General features: G+C 44.4%; 19 protein-coding genes. 5 read left to right on the top strand and 14 right to left on the bottom strand.

The features are described from left to right. Positions 1 to 4: 4 nt before the first annotated feature. The gene (menC, locus tag PP175_RS12115) at positions 5 to 1117 is read right to left on the bottom strand and encodes an o-succinylbenzoate synthase (protein ID WP_272443039.1); all 1113 of its coding nucleotides are present in this window, start codon (positions 1115 to 1117) and stop codon (positions 5 to 7) included. Positions 1118 to 1202: 85 nt separating this feature from the next. Next, entirely contained in the window at positions 1203 to 1922 is a 720-nt protein-coding gene (locus PP175_RS12110) for a 3-ketoacyl-ACP reductase (RefSeq protein ID WP_272443253.1), read from the bottom strand. A 163-nt stretch (positions 1923 to 2085) separates the two neighbouring features. Here PP175_RS12110 and PP175_RS12105 point away from each other — a divergent pair, with 163 nt between their 5' ends. Beyond that, positions 2086 to 2910 carry a dienelactone hydrolase family protein gene (locus tag PP175_RS12105; protein WP_272443038.1) on the top strand — a complete coding sequence of 275 codons (825 nt, stop codon included), beginning with the start codon at positions 2086 to 2088 and terminating at the stop codon, positions 2908 to 2910. A 96-nt stretch (positions 2911 to 3006) separates the two neighbouring features. Here the strand turns inward: PP175_RS12105 and PP175_RS12100 are convergent, their stop codons facing one another. Continuing rightward, entirely contained in the window at positions 3007 to 4524 is a 1518-nt protein-coding gene (locus tag PP175_RS12100) for a class I adenylate-forming enzyme family protein (protein WP_272443037.1), read from the bottom strand. Positions 4525 to 4691: 167 nt separating this feature from the next. Next, positions 4692 to 4913 (bottom strand): hypothetical protein, encoded by a 222-nt coding sequence (locus PP175_RS12095; RefSeq protein ID WP_272443036.1) that lies wholly within the window; start codon positions 4911 to 4913, stop codon positions 4692 to 4694. Positions 4914 to 5104: 191 nt separating this feature from the next. On the opposite strand from PP175_RS12095, the gene PP175_RS12090 reads away from it, so the two are divergent. Continuing rightward, complete coding sequence (locus tag PP175_RS12090) at positions 5105 to 5899, top strand: phosphatase PAP2 family protein (RefSeq protein WP_272443035.1); 795 nt, start codon at positions 5105 to 5107, stop codon at positions 5897 to 5899. Between the two features lie 54 nt (positions 5900 to 5953). Here PP175_RS12090 and PP175_RS12085 read toward each other — a convergent pair whose 3' ends face one another. Continuing rightward, entirely contained in the window at positions 5954 to 6391 is a 438-nt protein-coding gene (locus tag PP175_RS12085; RefSeq protein ID WP_272443034.1) for a dual specificity protein phosphatase family protein, read from the bottom strand. Between the two features lie 379 nt (positions 6392 to 6770). On the opposite strand from PP175_RS12085, the gene PP175_RS12080 reads away from it, so the two are divergent. Next, positions 6771 to 7262 carry a hypothetical protein gene (locus PP175_RS12080; RefSeq protein WP_272443033.1) on the top strand — a complete coding sequence of 164 codons (492 nt, stop codon included), beginning with the start codon at positions 6771 to 6773 and terminating at the stop codon, positions 7260 to 7262. Positions 7263 to 7636: 374 nt separating this feature from the next. Here the strand turns inward: PP175_RS12080 and PP175_RS12075 are convergent, their stop codons facing one another. The 5 genes from PP175_RS12075 to PP175_RS29935 form a co-directional block, all read right to left on the bottom strand. After that, positions 7637 to 7831 carry a hypothetical protein gene (locus PP175_RS12075; RefSeq protein WP_272443032.1) on the bottom strand — a complete coding sequence of 65 codons (195 nt, stop codon included), beginning with the start codon at positions 7829 to 7831 and terminating at the stop codon, positions 7637 to 7639. A 46-nt stretch (positions 7832 to 7877) separates the two neighbouring features. Beyond that, entirely contained in the window at positions 7878 to 8306 is a 429-nt protein-coding gene (gene psiE / locus PP175_RS12070) for a phosphate-starvation-inducible protein PsiE (protein ID WP_272443031.1), read from the bottom strand. A gap of 236 nt (positions 8307 to 8542) precedes the next feature. Then, positions 8543 to 8758 carry an alpha/beta-type small acid-soluble spore protein gene (locus PP175_RS12065; RefSeq protein WP_272443030.1) on the bottom strand — a complete coding sequence of 72 codons (216 nt, stop codon included), beginning with the start codon at positions 8756 to 8758 and terminating at the stop codon, positions 8543 to 8545. A 205-nt stretch (positions 8759 to 8963) separates the two neighbouring features. Beyond that, positions 8964 to 9128: an AmiS/UreI family transporter gene (locus PP175_RS12060; protein WP_272443029.1), complete on the bottom strand. Its 165-nt coding sequence runs from the start codon at positions 9126 to 9128 to the stop codon at positions 8964 to 8966. Between the two features lie 24 nt (positions 9129 to 9152). Continuing rightward, positions 9153 to 9476 carry a hypothetical protein gene (locus PP175_RS29935; protein ID WP_442870467.1) on the bottom strand — a complete coding sequence of 108 codons (324 nt, stop codon included), beginning with the start codon at positions 9474 to 9476 and terminating at the stop codon, positions 9153 to 9155. 370 nt (positions 9477 to 9846) lie between these two features. On the opposite strand from PP175_RS29935, the gene PP175_RS12055 reads away from it, so the two are divergent. Together PP175_RS12055 and hmpA are read left to right on the top strand one after the other, a co-directional pair. Beyond that, positions 9847 to 10326 (top strand): PaaI family thioesterase, encoded by a 480-nt coding sequence (locus PP175_RS12055; protein WP_272443028.1) that lies wholly within the window; start codon positions 9847 to 9849, stop codon positions 10324 to 10326. A gap of 165 nt (positions 10327 to 10491) precedes the next feature. Further along, complete coding sequence (gene hmpA / locus PP175_RS12050; RefSeq protein ID WP_272443027.1) at positions 10492 to 11715, top strand: NO-inducible flavohemoprotein; 1224 nt, start codon at positions 10492 to 10494, stop codon at positions 11713 to 11715. Positions 11716 to 11790: 75 nt separating this feature from the next. On the opposite strand, the gene PP175_RS12045 is transcribed toward hmpA, so the two are convergent. The 4 genes from PP175_RS12045 to PP175_RS12030 are packed head-to-tail and all read right to left on the bottom strand — an operon-like array spanning position 11791 to position 15821. Further along, positions 11791 to 12816 (bottom strand): C-terminal binding protein, encoded by a 1026-nt coding sequence (locus PP175_RS12045; RefSeq protein ID WP_272443026.1) that lies wholly within the window; start codon positions 12814 to 12816, stop codon positions 11791 to 11793. A gap of 30 nt (positions 12817 to 12846) precedes the next feature. Then, complete coding sequence (locus tag PP175_RS12040) at positions 12847 to 14157, bottom strand: MFS transporter (RefSeq protein WP_272443025.1); 1311 nt, start codon at positions 14155 to 14157, stop codon at positions 12847 to 12849. Positions 14158 to 14217: 60 nt separating this feature from the next. Continuing rightward, complete coding sequence (locus PP175_RS12035; RefSeq protein WP_272443024.1) at positions 14218 to 14853, bottom strand: bifunctional 4-hydroxy-2-oxoglutarate aldolase/2-dehydro-3-deoxy-phosphogluconate aldolase; 636 nt, start codon at positions 14851 to 14853, stop codon at positions 14218 to 14220. A 17-nt stretch (positions 14854 to 14870) separates the two neighbouring features. Further along, on the bottom strand, positions 14871 to 15821 hold the full coding sequence (locus PP175_RS12030) for a sugar kinase (protein WP_272443023.1): 951 nt from the start codon (positions 15819 to 15821) through the stop codon (positions 14871 to 14873). Positions 15822 to 15826 lie beyond the last annotated feature (5 nt).

The raw sequence follows: 15826 nt of genomic DNA, 5'->3' as shown, positions 1-15826 counted from the left end.
CGACTCATTTTACGGTGAAAACTTTTTCAGCTGTCGTATATTTTTTCAACCGCTCCGCAACAGGTGTATAACCGATTCCCGGCCCTTTCGGCACTTCAATCGTTCCGTTCGCAGATACTGTAACTTCGGGGTCGACTACATCTTCTTCCCAATAGCGTGACGAGCCTGATGTATCTCCTGGAAGCAAAAAATTAGGCAGGGAGGTTAAGGCGATATTATGCGCGCGGCCTATGCCTGATTCCAGCATCCCTCCACACCAGACCGGAACATTGTGCTGCTGGCATAAATCGTGAATGCGTTTTGCTTCGGATAGTCCCCCCACCCGGCCGATTTTTATATTGATTACTCTGGTGCTTCCCATTTCAATCGCCTTACGTGCGTCTTCACAAGAGTGAATGCTTTCATCGAGGCAGATGGGCGTTTTGATTTTGGCCTGCAGTTTGGCATGATCAATAATATCGTCATACCCCAGTGGCTGCTCGATCATCATCAAACCCAGTTCATCCAGCTTTGTAAATACATCCATGTCCTCTAAACTATAAGCGGAATTAGCGTCAGCCATCATCGGGACATTGCCAAATCGTTTGCGTAATGCGAAAAGGACCTCCACATCGTGCCCAGGTTTAATTTTAATTTTCATTCGGCGGTAACCCTGCCCCAGGTACTGTTCTACCAGTTGAAAAAGTGACTCCATATCCTCCTGAATTCCAATACTTACGCCAACTTCTATCTTATCCTTTGTACCGCCTAAGGCTTGTGCCAGTGACTGACCACTTTGCTTTGCATACAGGTCCCAGAACGCACCTTCCAGTCCGGCTTTAGCCATGTTATTTCGTCTAATAGGTGAAAAGATCTCATCTACTTGTCCGGGATGCGTAATTTCTTTATTTAACACCAAAGGAATGAGGAAATCTTCAAGCATATGCCAGGCAGTGATCACCGTTTCTTCATTATAATAAGGTGCCCAGGATACCACGCACTCTCCAAATCCGACATGGTAAGCAGTATGTACCTCTATAATGATGAAATCGCGGTCGTATTGGGTACTGAAGCTGGTCTGAAAAGGTGACTTTAATTTCATTTTCATTCTGCGGAGCACAATTTTTTCAACCTTCATGCCTATCACTCCGTTTTTTATATTTTAAAAAGTCAAATAACTCAAAATGCACAAGAGACAAAATCGTCCCTTGTGCATTCCTATTCTATTGCGGATTGGTCATCCACAATCCTGCCGTTTTAATAAAGACGCGCGGATGAAGCTTTAGTGATGCCACGACAAGTTCAGCGACATCTTCAGGCTGCATCATATGTTCTTCTTCGCCAATTTTAAGCCCTGCGTTCTTGGCTAATTCAGTATTTACCGTACTTGGTGCTAGGGCAGTCACACGAATGTTATTCTTGCGCACTTCCTGCATGAGCGATTCTGTCATGCCCATAATCGCGAATTTGGAAGCAGAATAAGCCGTTGAAGTAGCAGCCCCTCTTTCCCCTGCAGAAGAACTGATGTTAATAATATTTCCGTGGTTTTGCTCGATCATGCCCGGCAATACAGCGCGGGTCACATAATAGGTTCCGAAAACGTTAACCTGAATAATACGTTCCCACTCTTCAGGCGGCATCTCGTGCAGCCGTGCAAAGCTGCCAATCCCCGCGTTATTTACAAGCACATCAAGCGATCCCAATTCGTTTCGAATGGAGTCTACTGCATGTTCCACTTCTAAACGGTTGGTAATGTCAGCCGCAGCGATACTCACCTGTACACCGCTTGTTTCGCGAAGATCCTTTGCCACTTTTTCGAGATCACTTGCTGTCCTGGCAAGCAGTCCAAGATTTACGCCTTCCTTAGCTAAGGCAATGGCAATAGCGCGGCCGATTCCTTTGCCAGCGCCTGTAATCAGCGCGCATTTTCCAGTTAAATCCACCATATTTTCCATCTCTTTTCTAGGTTGGTTTCTCTAAACCAATTTAGCATGTTGCTTACTATATGTCCACCAATGGGAGCATATAAACAATACAGTTCACTTTTTACATCTATTGGCAAGTGTTATATGATGGTAACGTATAAAATCTCTTGGAGGTTATGCTATGTCAATACATACCGAATGGGTGCAGTTTAGCGAACAAGAGCACGACTACAAACTGTATACATCACGCCCTGCCCATGCCAAAACGCCGCTGCCTGTGGTGCTGGTCATACAGGAAATCTGGGGGACAGATGATCATATACTGGAACTGACCGATCGTTTCGCGAAAGCCGGTTATTTAGCGGTGACACCGGATTTATATGCGGTCAACGGGGAACGGCCTTCTGTGTTTGCGGAGAATCGAATTGAACAGGTTAAAGCCTTTCTTGATACAGTTCCACCCACTGTCTGGTCTGACCCGGCGGCAAGGGATGCCGAGATGGATAAGCTGCCCGCAGGTAAGCGGGAGGATGTCAAGGCAACTTTCGCGGAGTTGTTTGGCGGGCTTGCCCGTATGCCAAAACATCTTGAAACACTTAAAGCCGCTGTTCACTTCTTAAAAGATTATGAGTACAGCAAAGGCCAAAAGGTGGCTTCCGTAGGGTATTGCATGGGCGGCGCCCTATCTGCCCTTCTTGCAAGCGCTGAACCGGAACTAGCAGGCGCAGTCATCTATTATGGAAATTTACCGGGTAAAGAACAGATTGAAACTATACAATGTCCAGTCACTGGATTTTTTGGAGGGTGGGACAAACGTATTACATCCCAGGTTCCGGGTTTTTCCCAGCTGATGGCGGAAGCTGGGAAATCTTTTACAAGCGAAATTTATGAAGGCGCGCACCATGCATTCTTTAATGATTCGCGCGCTTCCTACCATGTGGAAGCCGCCCGCGACGCGTGGGTAAAGACCTTATCGTTTTTCAAGAAAGTACTAACAGAGAACTAAGTTCAGAAAAACATCGCGAGGCTATACACCGCGATGTTTTTTATATAGTATTGGCTCCTATTTGGCCGCTTAATTTACGCTGCAATAAGCTATTTTCTATGAAAAACTGATTTCCCCCCGCAATACCGTTTTAAGAATCTTACCGCTTGCGTTCCGCGGAAGTGTATCGATGAACTCAATTTCTGCAGGAATCTTGTACTTAGCCAGGCGTTCAGAAGAGAAATGTATCACCTGGTCAGCTGTTAAAGATTGTCCTTGCTTTAGTACGATATAAGCTTTAGGGACCTCACCGTAAAGTGGGTGAGGAGTGCCAACTACCGCAGCCTCAAGCACTGCCGGCATTTCGTACAGCACTTCCTCTACTTCTATGGGGTAAATGTTTTCGCCGCCTCGAATGATCATGTCTTTCTTCCGATCCACAATATAGAGAAGGCCGTCTTCCATCCGGCCAAGGTCTCCACTGAACATCCAGCCATCCCGAATGGTACGGGCCGTTGCTTCTGGATTTTTAAGGTAACCTTTCATCACATGCGGTCCTTTCACAATAATTTCGCCAATCTCACCTGGTCGAAGTTCCCGTCCCTGCTCGTCGGCCACCCGCACTTGACAGCCAGGAAGTGGTTCACCAACCGAACTGATTTTGTCAAGGGCAAATCGGTCCTTAAGAGTCGTTGCTCCCGGTGAATTCTCAGTCTGGCCATACAAATTTTGCACTTTTACCTGTGGGAATAGCTGTTTAATTTTTTTGACCAGTTCATACGGCATGGGGGCGGCTCCATAAGCAAGCATGCGGAGTGCTGGCGCATGTACATGCTGTATATCCGGCAGATTCAACAACAGCGTATACATGGCGGGCACTCCAAAAAACAACGTAATCTTCTCATCTATTAAAGTTTGCAGCGCCTGCTTCGGGCTGAAGCTTCTTTCGATAACGAGTGTTGCACCGGCGGCAAGCGTCGGCAGCATGAACACATGTGCGGCGGCACAATGGAACAAAGGTGCCACAATCTGTACCCGTTCATTGTTTTGAAGGCCCATGGCTTGTTTCCACATTGCAGCTATCGATGTGCAGTTGCGGTGGGTGAGCATAACTCCTTTTGGCTTTCCCGTCGTGCCTGACGTATAGAAGATAACAGCCGTATCATCCTCATCCTGATGGCTCACCAGTCCCTCATCTCCCTGCCTGATCGCCTCTTCGAAGGCTGCGCCAGGCATGTTGTTATCACCTTCGGTGTAGATATATTCTTGAAGACTAGATACCTTTGGTGCGAGCTCTTTAATTACGCAAAGAAATTCCGGATCATAAATAAGCGCTTTTGCTTCCGAATGATTGAGTATGTATTCCAGTTCGCGGGCGGCCAATCGCGTATTTACAGGGAGCACGACTAAACCGGCCGCCTGACATGCAAAGTATGCGGTTACAAAATTATCGCTATTCGAAAGCAGAAGAGCGACCGCATCCCCTTTTTCAAGTCCCCGGCTTTTTAAATAATGGCCTAGTTTTTGTGACCGGGCCGCCATATGCTGATAGCTCGTCTCTCGTCCTTCAAATACTGTAACCGCTTTGTCTGGCTGTGTTTTTACGTGCTGAAGCAGTATGTCGTATGTATGCATTTTCGATGCCCCCTTCTCTATTACATGATAATTTAGAATATTGTTATCATTATAATAAAAAAGAGTTGCACTTTAAACAGCCTTTTTTTATTTTCTTGACGAAAACTAAGAAAGGGCCATCTGGATGCCACGGTTTTGTCCTGGCAAGCAGACAGCCTTTAGCAATGCTATACAGCTTTCTGAATCATGGCTACAGACTGGTTGGATAGCTTGTCCTGGTTTGGGAAAGCTGTTGCAGTGCTTTTGAGGGAATGATCACCAACCGATTTCGTTTTGATTGTCGCCTGCTTCATATCATGCACAATAAACCACACAGCTAGCACGGCTATGACAATCCAAAACCAGAGACTCATATAAAATCGTTTTTTCTTTTTTACTTCATCTGCCATTAAAAACACCCTCCCGCTTTCATGTACTGGTAATACTCTTCCTTACCCCTATCCAGAAAATGAAAACGGGCAATATCCTGGCTTCCGCCACAAAACGGGCACAATAGGACAAGGTATTTTTATCCTCGTTTCAGTTTTTTACTTATGAGGAAAAAGGAACTTGAACGATATACGTAGATGGAGTGTCCCAAATGAACAGACTAGGCAGTATCGCTTATACCAACCAATTTAAAAAATCTAAAACAAAGAACCTAATAAGAAAAATGACACCTGTATGGCTGTACTTAACGAACCCTCTGCTTGGCATGCTGTATGGGACGTTAAACAACCCTCATCGCGGGTTCCATAGCCTTATCATCCCGTTAGACGGCGGCATTCCATTTTTAAAAATTTTCGCCATTCCCTATGTTATTTGGTCGCTGTTTATCCTCGCTTCTATGGGGTTTTTCTGTGTAAAAGACCGGTCGGTTTTTTATACAGCGCTCGTGTCCTACAACGTTTCTCTTGTGGTTTGCTACATGTTTTTCTATTTCTATCAGACAGCCATAATTAGACCGCAACTCACCGGAAGCGATCTGCTCACGAAGTTGGTAGCCTACGTATACCGTCATGACGAACCCTATAACTGTTTTCCAAGCATTCACTGCGTATCGAGTTACCTTATGATACGCGCAGTGCATACTGCATCAGGCGTCTCCTGGAAAAGCAAAACGCTTATTGACACAACAGCGTTGCTGATTATCCTTTCAACTTTGTTTATTAAACAACATGCTTTTGTGGATGTTCTCGGTGCTATTGCTTTGGCTGAGATTACTTTTCGAACGATTAGCCGCTGGCTCCCAGTCACAACTAAGTATGCCCAGCGTAAAAGGATGCCCCAACCTCTGTCTTCCAACGGGACAAACATCATTCAATACCCTATAAAAGAAAAATTGTACAATCCGCTTATCGTCAACAATAATCGAACGGCTACTGAAAAAAAATGACCGTTGAAGGCCAGCCTCAAACATCTGGGGCTGGCCTTTATGTTCGGGCATGCCCTAACTTCCTTGAAGAAACGCTTCATATCTGGCTAATAGCCCCATATAATTAGGCGGCGGATTTAAATCAGGCTTTCGCTGTTTGGCCAATTCGAGCGCCTCATACCGACCCAAACCATACCTCTCCATGTAAAAAGCGGTCACAATAAAACCGCTTCTATGCATCCCTAGTCGACAATGAATTAACATGCTGTGACCGCTATTAAATAAGGTGCTTATTTGGTGCATAACAGCAATCAACCACTCAAGGTTCGGTGTTTGTGAAACAGTCAGTGGCAGCCACAACATTACCCTGTTTTGAAAAGGAAAAGGAGGATTATCTGGTTTTGTTCGAAGGTTGACAATGGCGGTTATATTTTCCTGGATAAACTCCCAATCTTGATCGCTGATTTTGCCTCCAACATATAGGCGTTGCGGAATCATTTCAACCATACTCATGGCATACCTCCACATTTATACTGTGGTACATCTTATTCAGAGTAGAATGAAAAGCAGCTACCAAGATGATCCTGGATAAGCTGCTTTGTATTGTAAGATCCTTATATGTTAAATTTACTCATGAGTTCCTTTAACTTTCCAGCCTGCTCATTTAGGATTATTCATCAAAAAAAGTTTTTATATTTTGAACAGGTAAGAATGGGCAAAAATAAGTTTAGAATAGATTATTGGGTAAACCTAAGTAAACGAGTAAAAGTGAGGGCTACTGTCCATGCGAATGATGAAAAAGCCAATCCTTCTGTCCGCCTGTGTTCTCCTGTTGCCTATTTTAATTTATGTTAGCAGTAAAAAGGGGCACAAACAACCGGGAAGTAACGAGGTGACTGAGGTGAAAGCTGATGCAACCCAAACCGGACAAAATATAACACGTTTAAAAGGCAATGCCATCGTTTTGCCGGCCGAGAACAGTAAAATGAAAAAGTTGCATGCTGATTCACTAAAGGTGGCCGTACATTTCTCGACCATTTTTTTCAGGTATGATAGTAAAAATCCTTTTTACCATATCCAAAAGGTACAACCCATCATGACCCGGGATTTTATAACCATGCTTGCAAGCGCGCCCCCGGCAGAGAAACCGGGACTTGTGAAGCGCAAAGTGTGGATTAAAGACGCCTACGTCGCGCAGGGCACCAGTCCAAATGAAATTGCCTGGGATGTTGTGACCCGTGAACAGGAAACAAGCATAACGCATTCACCTGGGGATCACAAAGCCGTGTATACGCAGTCTATTAGCACCAAATGGCATATTATTCGAATGAAAAAAAGCGGAAACCATTGGTACATTGATAATGTCGAGAATGACACTCAGTAATAATAAAACCGCCGGTGCAAAAAAAGCCGGCGGTTTTATCTTTGTTCTCGTATAAGAAAGTATATTTCGCTTTCTCTTTGTTGATATGGAGTTTATGTGCTTCACAGTGTTGAAGTGCCTTGATCGATTTTTTAAATGGGACCTCCGGTCCCGAAACACCCAAGAAAAACATCGTGAGGCGCATGTCCGCACCTTTCTTTCCCCCTGTGGAGCGTGTGGAACAGAGGGCGAAAAAGACCGGCAACAGTCTCCATCATTGAGATACCCAGATGTTTTGCCGGTCCGTCCGTCGTTCCACAAAGCGGCCGTAAAAACTTCTATGAGGGGAAAGGAGAGAGCGGCATGGCCCGCGATGTTTTTCTCACTATACGTGTTTATGGCCAGTATAAAAATTTGTATTCCTCGCCAGGATCATACTCTTCGTCCCGGGCTCTACTCACTTCATCGGTGTGAAACAGCGCGTACATATTATCTCCATGCTCCGCTAAATAGCGGTTTTCACCCGGGTCAAAGGCTGTATCATACAGGGAGGGAATTTCTTTGTCCAGTTCGTTTTGCATGTGATGCACCTTCCTTTCCCCTTTAGCATGGCTAAGGCGGTACAATTGCATGCATTCATTTTGCTTGTCGGGTTTTAATTTTGCTGATAATAAAATATGCGACAACGAGTAACAGTATCGCCAGAGAAAATAACAATGTATCGCGCGGATCTGCATGGTTCACAATGATTAACCGAATCATAGCTGTTATGCCAATATAAAGAAAATAACGGAGCGGAAAATGATAATTGTCTTTGAAGTATTTGGTAATTAAAGCGATAAACTCAAAGTACATGAAAAACACCAGAATTCGCTCTAAGAAGGTATGAAAATCAGGTCCTTTAACAAACAACAACGTATGCAGTATAAAATATACTTCATCCAACAGTAGGTAACACAGGGATAACCCTAGACATATTAATGAACCGTTGAGTATCCATTGAAAAAATGTAGAAATGGACATAATGTCTAATGGAATTTTTTTGTTTCTGTTTTGCTCGACCATTGCATGTCTCCTCTCCTATTTCTTGCTTATCTCTAGGTTTTTTCACTATTTAAGCACTGCCGAAACAAAACGCTTCGCCAATTGCCCTTTTTCCCCATTTGATCAATTACCATAATTTATATGTACGTTACGCCTTGTCGTTTTTTGCGCTTCCTACGATACATTTGATGTGGATAAAGAGCCCACAAGTAGAGAGTGCTGAAGATTCAGCACCCTCATCCATCATTATTCAATTTTTATCGGGTAGTTCCGCCCATAGCGCCGCTTAGTGACTGTTCACCAAATTGAACCAGGCGCTTTGTTATTTCTCCTCCTACAGAACCGTTAGCACGTGATGTTTGGTCAGCTCCCAATTGGACACCAAATTCAGTCGCAATTTCATACTTCATTTGGTCCAAAGCTTGGTTAGCTTGCTCAACAAGAAGACGGTTACTGCCTCCACGTCGTGACATATTTTTTCACCTCCTTGATTGCTTTATTACAAGGTTGTAACCTTGTGTACTTATTTTGTATTAATAGTGGAGTTTTACGCCTTGTATATATTGGTAAATTCGAAGGCCAAAATACAAAAAGCCTAACCTAGTATTGCCAAAAATGAGACACATATTCGGTCTCCTCATCAATTCATCCTCTGCTCAGGAAACGGCTTTCGTCTTATTATAAGAAGACCGAATTTGAGTATGATAATAAAGCATGCCCACAAGGGTGACACACAATGTGCCGATCCACCACGCTTCGCTTGGCTGAATCGATCCGGCCAAGAAGCATTAAACCATTTATAAACAGTACGGCGCCAACATACATCAATCCAACTGTTCCCATGTATTTATCCTCCTCTCCAAGTTATTAAGTTTGTAACACCAAACGATCAGCAGCATCTGTTTTAATCAATGTATTCGCTTTCAATTCTGTCCCCTCCCGGCTCAACTGTAATATCACTTGTTCTCCTTTCAGGGGACGTTTCGCCAAGTAGGAAGCCAACGGAATTTCCACATGTTTACGAACCGTGCGTTTTAGGAACCGTGCTCCAAATTTACGGTTAAAACCTTTATGTAGCAAAAACTCCTTTGCACATGAATCAAGTTTAACTTCAACGTTGTACCGGGCAATTCTTTGGTTTAGTGAGGAAATCAATGCGTCAAGTATTCGGCCAAGACCGTCATCTTCCAGTCAATTAAACACACAGACATCGTCGATCCTGTTCATGAACTCGGGGGTAAAACGCTTTTCAAGTTTTTTATGAACAATGCTTGTTAACAAATCCTGTTTGTTTTGTCCCAAGTGTGCAGGGTGCAGTTTCCATCCCTTTATCGGAAGATGAACAAGTGGGGCATCAAAGCCTGAGGGTGATACAGTCACTATTCCGTATTTTACATTATACGTAGTAAGCAATTTCAGTATTTAGTTTGCTCTGCTGGTTGGGGAAACTATTTTCAAATAAAGGTAATACTCTGTTCAATGGGTAACTTGTTACTTAAGATTTTATGATACAATAAAGGCTGAAAATTTAAATAATTTTAACGGTTTTAGGGGGAGAATAATGGAGGAAACAGTAGTTAAAGCGATTCAAGATGTTTATCCTGATGATTTTGCTTGGTGTTATGGATGCGGTCGCCTGAATGAGGCTGGTCACCACCTCCGAACTGGGTGGCAAGGAGAAAAGACCATTACGATCTATTCACCCGAGTCTAGGTATATGGGGATTCCGGGCTTCATATATGGTGGAATGATTGCCTCATTAATAGACTGCCACGGAACAGGTTCCGCTGCACTTGCTTTACATCGTAAGAATGGACACGAAATCGGAGATGGGGCTGAGCCACCTCGGTTTGTTACTGCATCATTGAACGTAGAGTTTCTTAAACCAACCCCACAAGATGTTCCGCTAAGGGCTATTGGGACTGTGGAAGAAATCCACCCAAAAAAGTGGAAGGTTCGTACCGAGATATTTGTCAATGATACACTTTGTGCTCGTGGAGAAGTCATTGCGGTGGTGATGCCTAATACGTTTTTAAAATAGCGTGCTAGACTCTGGCCATCTGGGATCGACGAAGCAATGAACCTCAAGTAAACAAAAGCCTGGTAAAAATGTGACGATCATCACGGTTTTATATATCAATTTCCACTATAATCACTATTGTAAAGATGAAATGCAGTCTAACTTCGTGATAGGAAGGGAATCGATATGTTAAACCAAGAAACCATCAACATAATTAAATCTACTGTTCCGGTATTAGAAGTACATGGGGAAGCCATCACAACAAGGTTTTACCAATTACTATTTGCGAATCACCCGGAACTCCTCAATATTTTTAACCATGCGAACCAGAAGCAGGGGCGTCAGCAGCGCGCGTTGGCCGGCGCCGTATACGCAGCTGCCGCGTACATTGATAACCTGGAAGCGATTATGCCTGTTGTTGTGCAAATCGCGAATAAACATAGAAGCCTAGGTATCATGCCTGAACATTATCCTCTCGTTGGGCAAAACCTGATTGCTGCTATTAAGGATGTTCTTGGTGACGCAGCAACCGATGAAATTATCGATGCATGGACCAAAGCATACGGTGTTATCGCAGATGCGTTTATAAGCGTTGAAGCGGATATGTACCGTGAAGCGGAAGAGCAGCCAGGCGGGTGGGAAGGATTCCGGCGGTTTATTGTAGCCAACAAAGTTAAAGAAAGCGACCTCATCACATCCTTCTATTTAAAACCTGAAGATGGCAAGCGAATCGCTTCCTACCAAGCCGGCCAATATATCAGCGTAAAGATTGAAAAAAAAGTCAACGATGACTATACTCACATTCGCCAGTATAGCTTATCGGATGCACCTGGCAAGGATTATTACCGAATAAGCGTCAAAAGAGAACCGGAAAATGGGGATAAGCCTGAAGGAGTCGTATCGAACTATTTACACCGCACAGTACAGGAGGGAGACCGTCTTCTAATAAGTGCGCCAGCAGGTGATTTTATACTGGATACGGATAGCGATATTCCGCTTGTTCTTATAAGCGGGGGCGTAGGTCTTACGCCAATGGTAAGCATGGCAAAAACAGCTGCTGATCTACAGCCTTCACGTAAAGTAACCTTCATTCATGCAGCCATTAACGGCAATCTGCACGCAATGGGTGAACAAATCAAAGAGCTATCTACTGCAAACGCAAATGTGACGTCTTACTTCTGCTACGAAAAACCTACAGATGAAGACCGTCAGAGAAACGCTTTCCACAAAGAGGGATATATCGACCTCAATTGGCTTAAGTCCATTCTGCCGGACAATGAGGCTGATTTTTATTTCTGCGGCCCCTTGCCTTTTATGAAAGCTATAAACCGTGCATTAAAAGCATGGGGAGTCCCTGAACAGCGCATTCATTTTGAATTTTTTGGTCCAAAAGGCAGCTTGGATGAATAAATCAATAATTACATGTAAAAAGCACCGGGTTTGTCTCCCGGTGCTTTTTTAGATCGGAATTATATCAATAATGTTTTATGCAAAAACGCGATAGCGGCTTTCAGACTCGGTTTCTGAAAGCTGTCCTGTTGCTTTGACCTCTTTATTAACCAAATACTTCGGATACTCGCAATACAACAATACATCCACTACTCCCATCGCTGCCTTGGTTCGCAATTCTGCAGCAGATTCTTCTGAATACCAGGCGACATGAGGTGTTAGGATAACATTGTCCATTTTTAGAAAAGGATGATTTGAAGATATTGGTTCACCTTCAACAACATCCAGTGAAGCACCAGCAATTTTTTCTTTTTGCAGGGCTTCAATTAGGGATTCTTCATGAATTAACGGGCCACGTGAAGTATTGATCACTACCGCGTTATCTTTCATTAAAGAAAACTCGTTCTTTCCGATTAACCCTCTGGTTGAAGATGTCAGCGGAGCATGAACCGATATAAAGTCTGATTGTTGGCAAAGCTCATCAAGCGAAACAAGCGTTACGTCCTGCTTTTCCGCTATCTCTTCTGGAATATAAGGGTCATAGGCGATGACTTGTATTCCCAGCGGCTTGACCTTTTCTGCCAAAGCCTGTGGAATCTTGCCAAAACCTACAAGACCGAGAACCCGGCCGCGCAACCGATAGATGGGCTGTGTCACCTTAAAATCCCAAACTCCGTTCTTTACGTATTTATTGCTAAGCGTTACCTTTCGACTCCATGAAAGCAGCAAAGCAAGCGCGTGATCGGATACTTCATCGACGCAGTAGTCGGGGACATTCGCTACACATATCCCTCTGTCTGTAGCCGCTTTCAAATCTATCGTATCCACCCCTACGCCGTAGCGGGTAATTACCTTACATTTTTTAAGGGATTCAATCACTCTTTGGCTTAAGGGTGCATACTGGTTGATGATGGCATCGGCATCCCGACAAACATTGATCACTTCTTCTTCTGTTTTGCACTGGGCAGGAATAAGTTCAATCGATTCATCGTTCAATACAGCTTGTTCAAAGCGAAGATCTTCATATTCCCAATCCGTCACAACAACTTTCCATTTTTTCATATTATTCCTCTCCTATTACCTCTGCTATTATTAGACAGCTGTGCTTTTTTGGTCGTGCTCTCTTAAAGCCGCTGGTTCTGGAATTTGTTTAATTTCACCAAGCAGGACGGTATAACACAGGATACCGAGGAACAGAATCACGCCGGCTAAAATAAAAGCACTTGAAAAACTGCCGGTTGCGGTTACAATCATTCCGGTTACAATTGGCGCTAAAATGGCGGATATGTTCCCGACAAAGTTCATGATTCCGCCAACCGTACCTACCATGCCTTTAGGTGCAATGATAGAAGGAATCGACCAGGTAACCGGACCCGTTGCAGAAATTCCAGCTACTGCGATGCTTATCCAGATAATTGCAACTTTTGGATCGGTTGTGGTTGTAGCGCCGATAACCGCCATACCTAGCACTAGCCCCAAGCACATCACCCATTGACGAACTTTAGAAGCGTTGCGCCCTTTTCGAATTAGGCTGTCTACCAGCATACCCCCGATTAAAAGGTCGGTTGCGGTGCCGCATATCCAAGGAATTGCTGCATATAGGGCTGATTTTAAAATGTCCATATGCATAGTTTTTACTAAGTAACCGGGTAGCCAAGTTAAAAACAGAAAGAAAGCATAGTTATACGCGGCAAAGCCAAGTGCGAGACCCCACATTTTTCGCTGCTTTATTAAGTAGCCAAAGCCCTGCCAGCCTTTCCCTTCTCCTTCCGCCTGACTTCCATTTGCCTCAATGAAAGCAAGCTCTTCCTGTGAAACAGAGGGGTGTTCTTTCGGATTCCGGTAAAGAACCCAAAACCAAATACAATAAACTAAACTAATAATAGCGGTTACAATAAAGGCTGTACGCCAGCCCCAACTCGTTATGATGAAGGCGACAAGCGGCACGCCTATTACATTTGAGAATTTAGCAGCGGCATCAAACATAGAAGTAGCAAAGCCGCGCTCTGAGAAAGGAAACCAATAGCCTGTTGCCTTTGAAGCAGCAGCAAAGGCAGGGGCCTCTGCCGCTCCCAAAACCATACGCAAAATAAGTAAAGGTCCTAATCCACTTATTGAGGCGGTAATGGCTGTAGATATCGCCCAGATTAACGTGCTTAAACGTGTAATCCATTTTACCCCCAGCTTATCAAGAAGCAATCCGGTAGGTATCTGTAGAAGGGTATACGTCCAGGCAAACGATGAGGCCAGAACTCCAAACATAGTGGGTGTCAAATGAAACTCTTGCATAATGGTAGGTGAGGCGGCTGTTAGGTTAACCCGGTCAAGATAGTTAACGAGTATGCCAACTCCAAGTAATAAGCCAATCAGATAGCGAAAGCGACCTGTCTTAACAGTTTGCATTTTTGTGTCTCTCCCTTGTTGGTTTATTAATAATAGTAACGCTATTTTTACAATAGTTAATCAACGAGCTTGTTTAACAGCCTGAACATACTGGGAAGCTGTGTCACGTAAAAGATTCAATGCAGCTTCATCTATTGGCTTTTTGGTGTTAACCAAATTGCTGCCGATTCCAACAGCGACGGCACCAGCGCCTATATACGCCGCCAGGTTTTCAAGATTAATGCCCCCTGTTGGCATAAGCGGAATATGCGGGAGTGGTCCTTTTATGTCTTTCAAATAACCAGGTCCAAACACATGGGCTGGAAAAACTTTTATTACGTCGGCCCCGTTTTCATAAGCCGTTAGGATTTCTGTTGGTGTCAGCGCCCCGGGAATACTGATGACCCCGTAACGTTTTGTCATGCGAATGGTTTCAATATTTACCGTGGGTGAAAAAACGAACTTCGCGCCCGCCATAATTGTGGCTCTCGCTGTCTCTGGATCCAGCACGGTTCCTGCCCCAACTATCACTTCATCTCCCATTTCCGAAGAAACTTGTTCAATAAGAGACAGAACTTTTGGCGTTTCCACCGTGATTTCAAGCGTTTTTACTCCACCATCGCGCAAAGCGCGGGCGATGGGAAGGATGTTTTCTGGCTTTGCACCACGAATGATTGCAACAACGCCATTCTCTTTTATTAGCTCTAAATTGTTCATTTCCCTCTCTCCTTTTGTTAACGATTTACGTCTACCGAAATACCTTGTGTAAACCCTTTCAAATCTTGCCTATCCGGTAACCCTTCAACATCGCCATACGTCATCGTGGCCATTGCACCTAACGCGTTTCCCCGCTGCAGCGACCCTTCCAATGACAGCCCGTCTAATTGTCCAGATAAGAACCCTGCGGCAAAAGCATCACCAGCTCCGACTGGATCGATCACTTGGTCAACTTTAAAGCCAGGTACTTCTGTTTTCTTCTCATGCGTGTACGCAATCGATCCTTTTGCCCCAACTTTTAACACCACCAGTTGTGCACCCAGTTCAAGGAAACGCTTACCGATTACATCTGGTTGCGTTTCTCCAAACATGAACTCTCCCTCTTCCACACCAGGCAGAACAATATCAGCTTTGGAAGCAATAGCAAGCAGGGTCTCTCTTGCCTTTTCCTCGCTCCATAATTTCTTTCGCAAATTGGGATCGAAAACAATTTTCACTTTGTGTTGTCTGGCTACCTCAATCGCATAAAAAATCGCTTCGAAACAGGAGTCACTTAATGCCGGTGTAATACCGGTGACATGGAGAAATTTGGCCTGCTTTATGTAATCCTCCGAAATATCATCTTTGTGTAAACAACTAGCCGCAGAAGAGCTGCGGTAGTAATACACCCGCACATCATTTTCACGCCTAATCTCTTTAAAATAAAGGCCCGTCGGCGCACTCGGATCGGTTTTTACCTGGCTGACATCGACGCCTTCCCCTCTAATGAAGGAAACCATTGCCCGGCCGAATTCATCATCCCCTACACGGCTTACCCAGCTGGCAGCGTGGCCGAGCCGCGCCAGCCCAATACACACATTCGATTCCGCGCCACCAAATTTCCTGCCGAATTGTTGGGCATATCGCATTAAACCATTGGTGTTCGGGGTGAGCAGCACCATAGTTTCTCCCAATGTTACAACATCCATCTTCG

Source organism: Aneurinibacillus sp. Ricciae_BoGa-3, assembly GCF_028421645.1.
In the GTDB taxonomy this organism is placed as follows: Bacteria; Bacillota; Bacilli; order Aneurinibacillales; family Aneurinibacillaceae; genus Aneurinibacillus_B.
The sequence above is the reverse complement of the archived record's forward strand: the minus strand, read 5'-3'. Positions and strand labels throughout refer to the sequence as shown.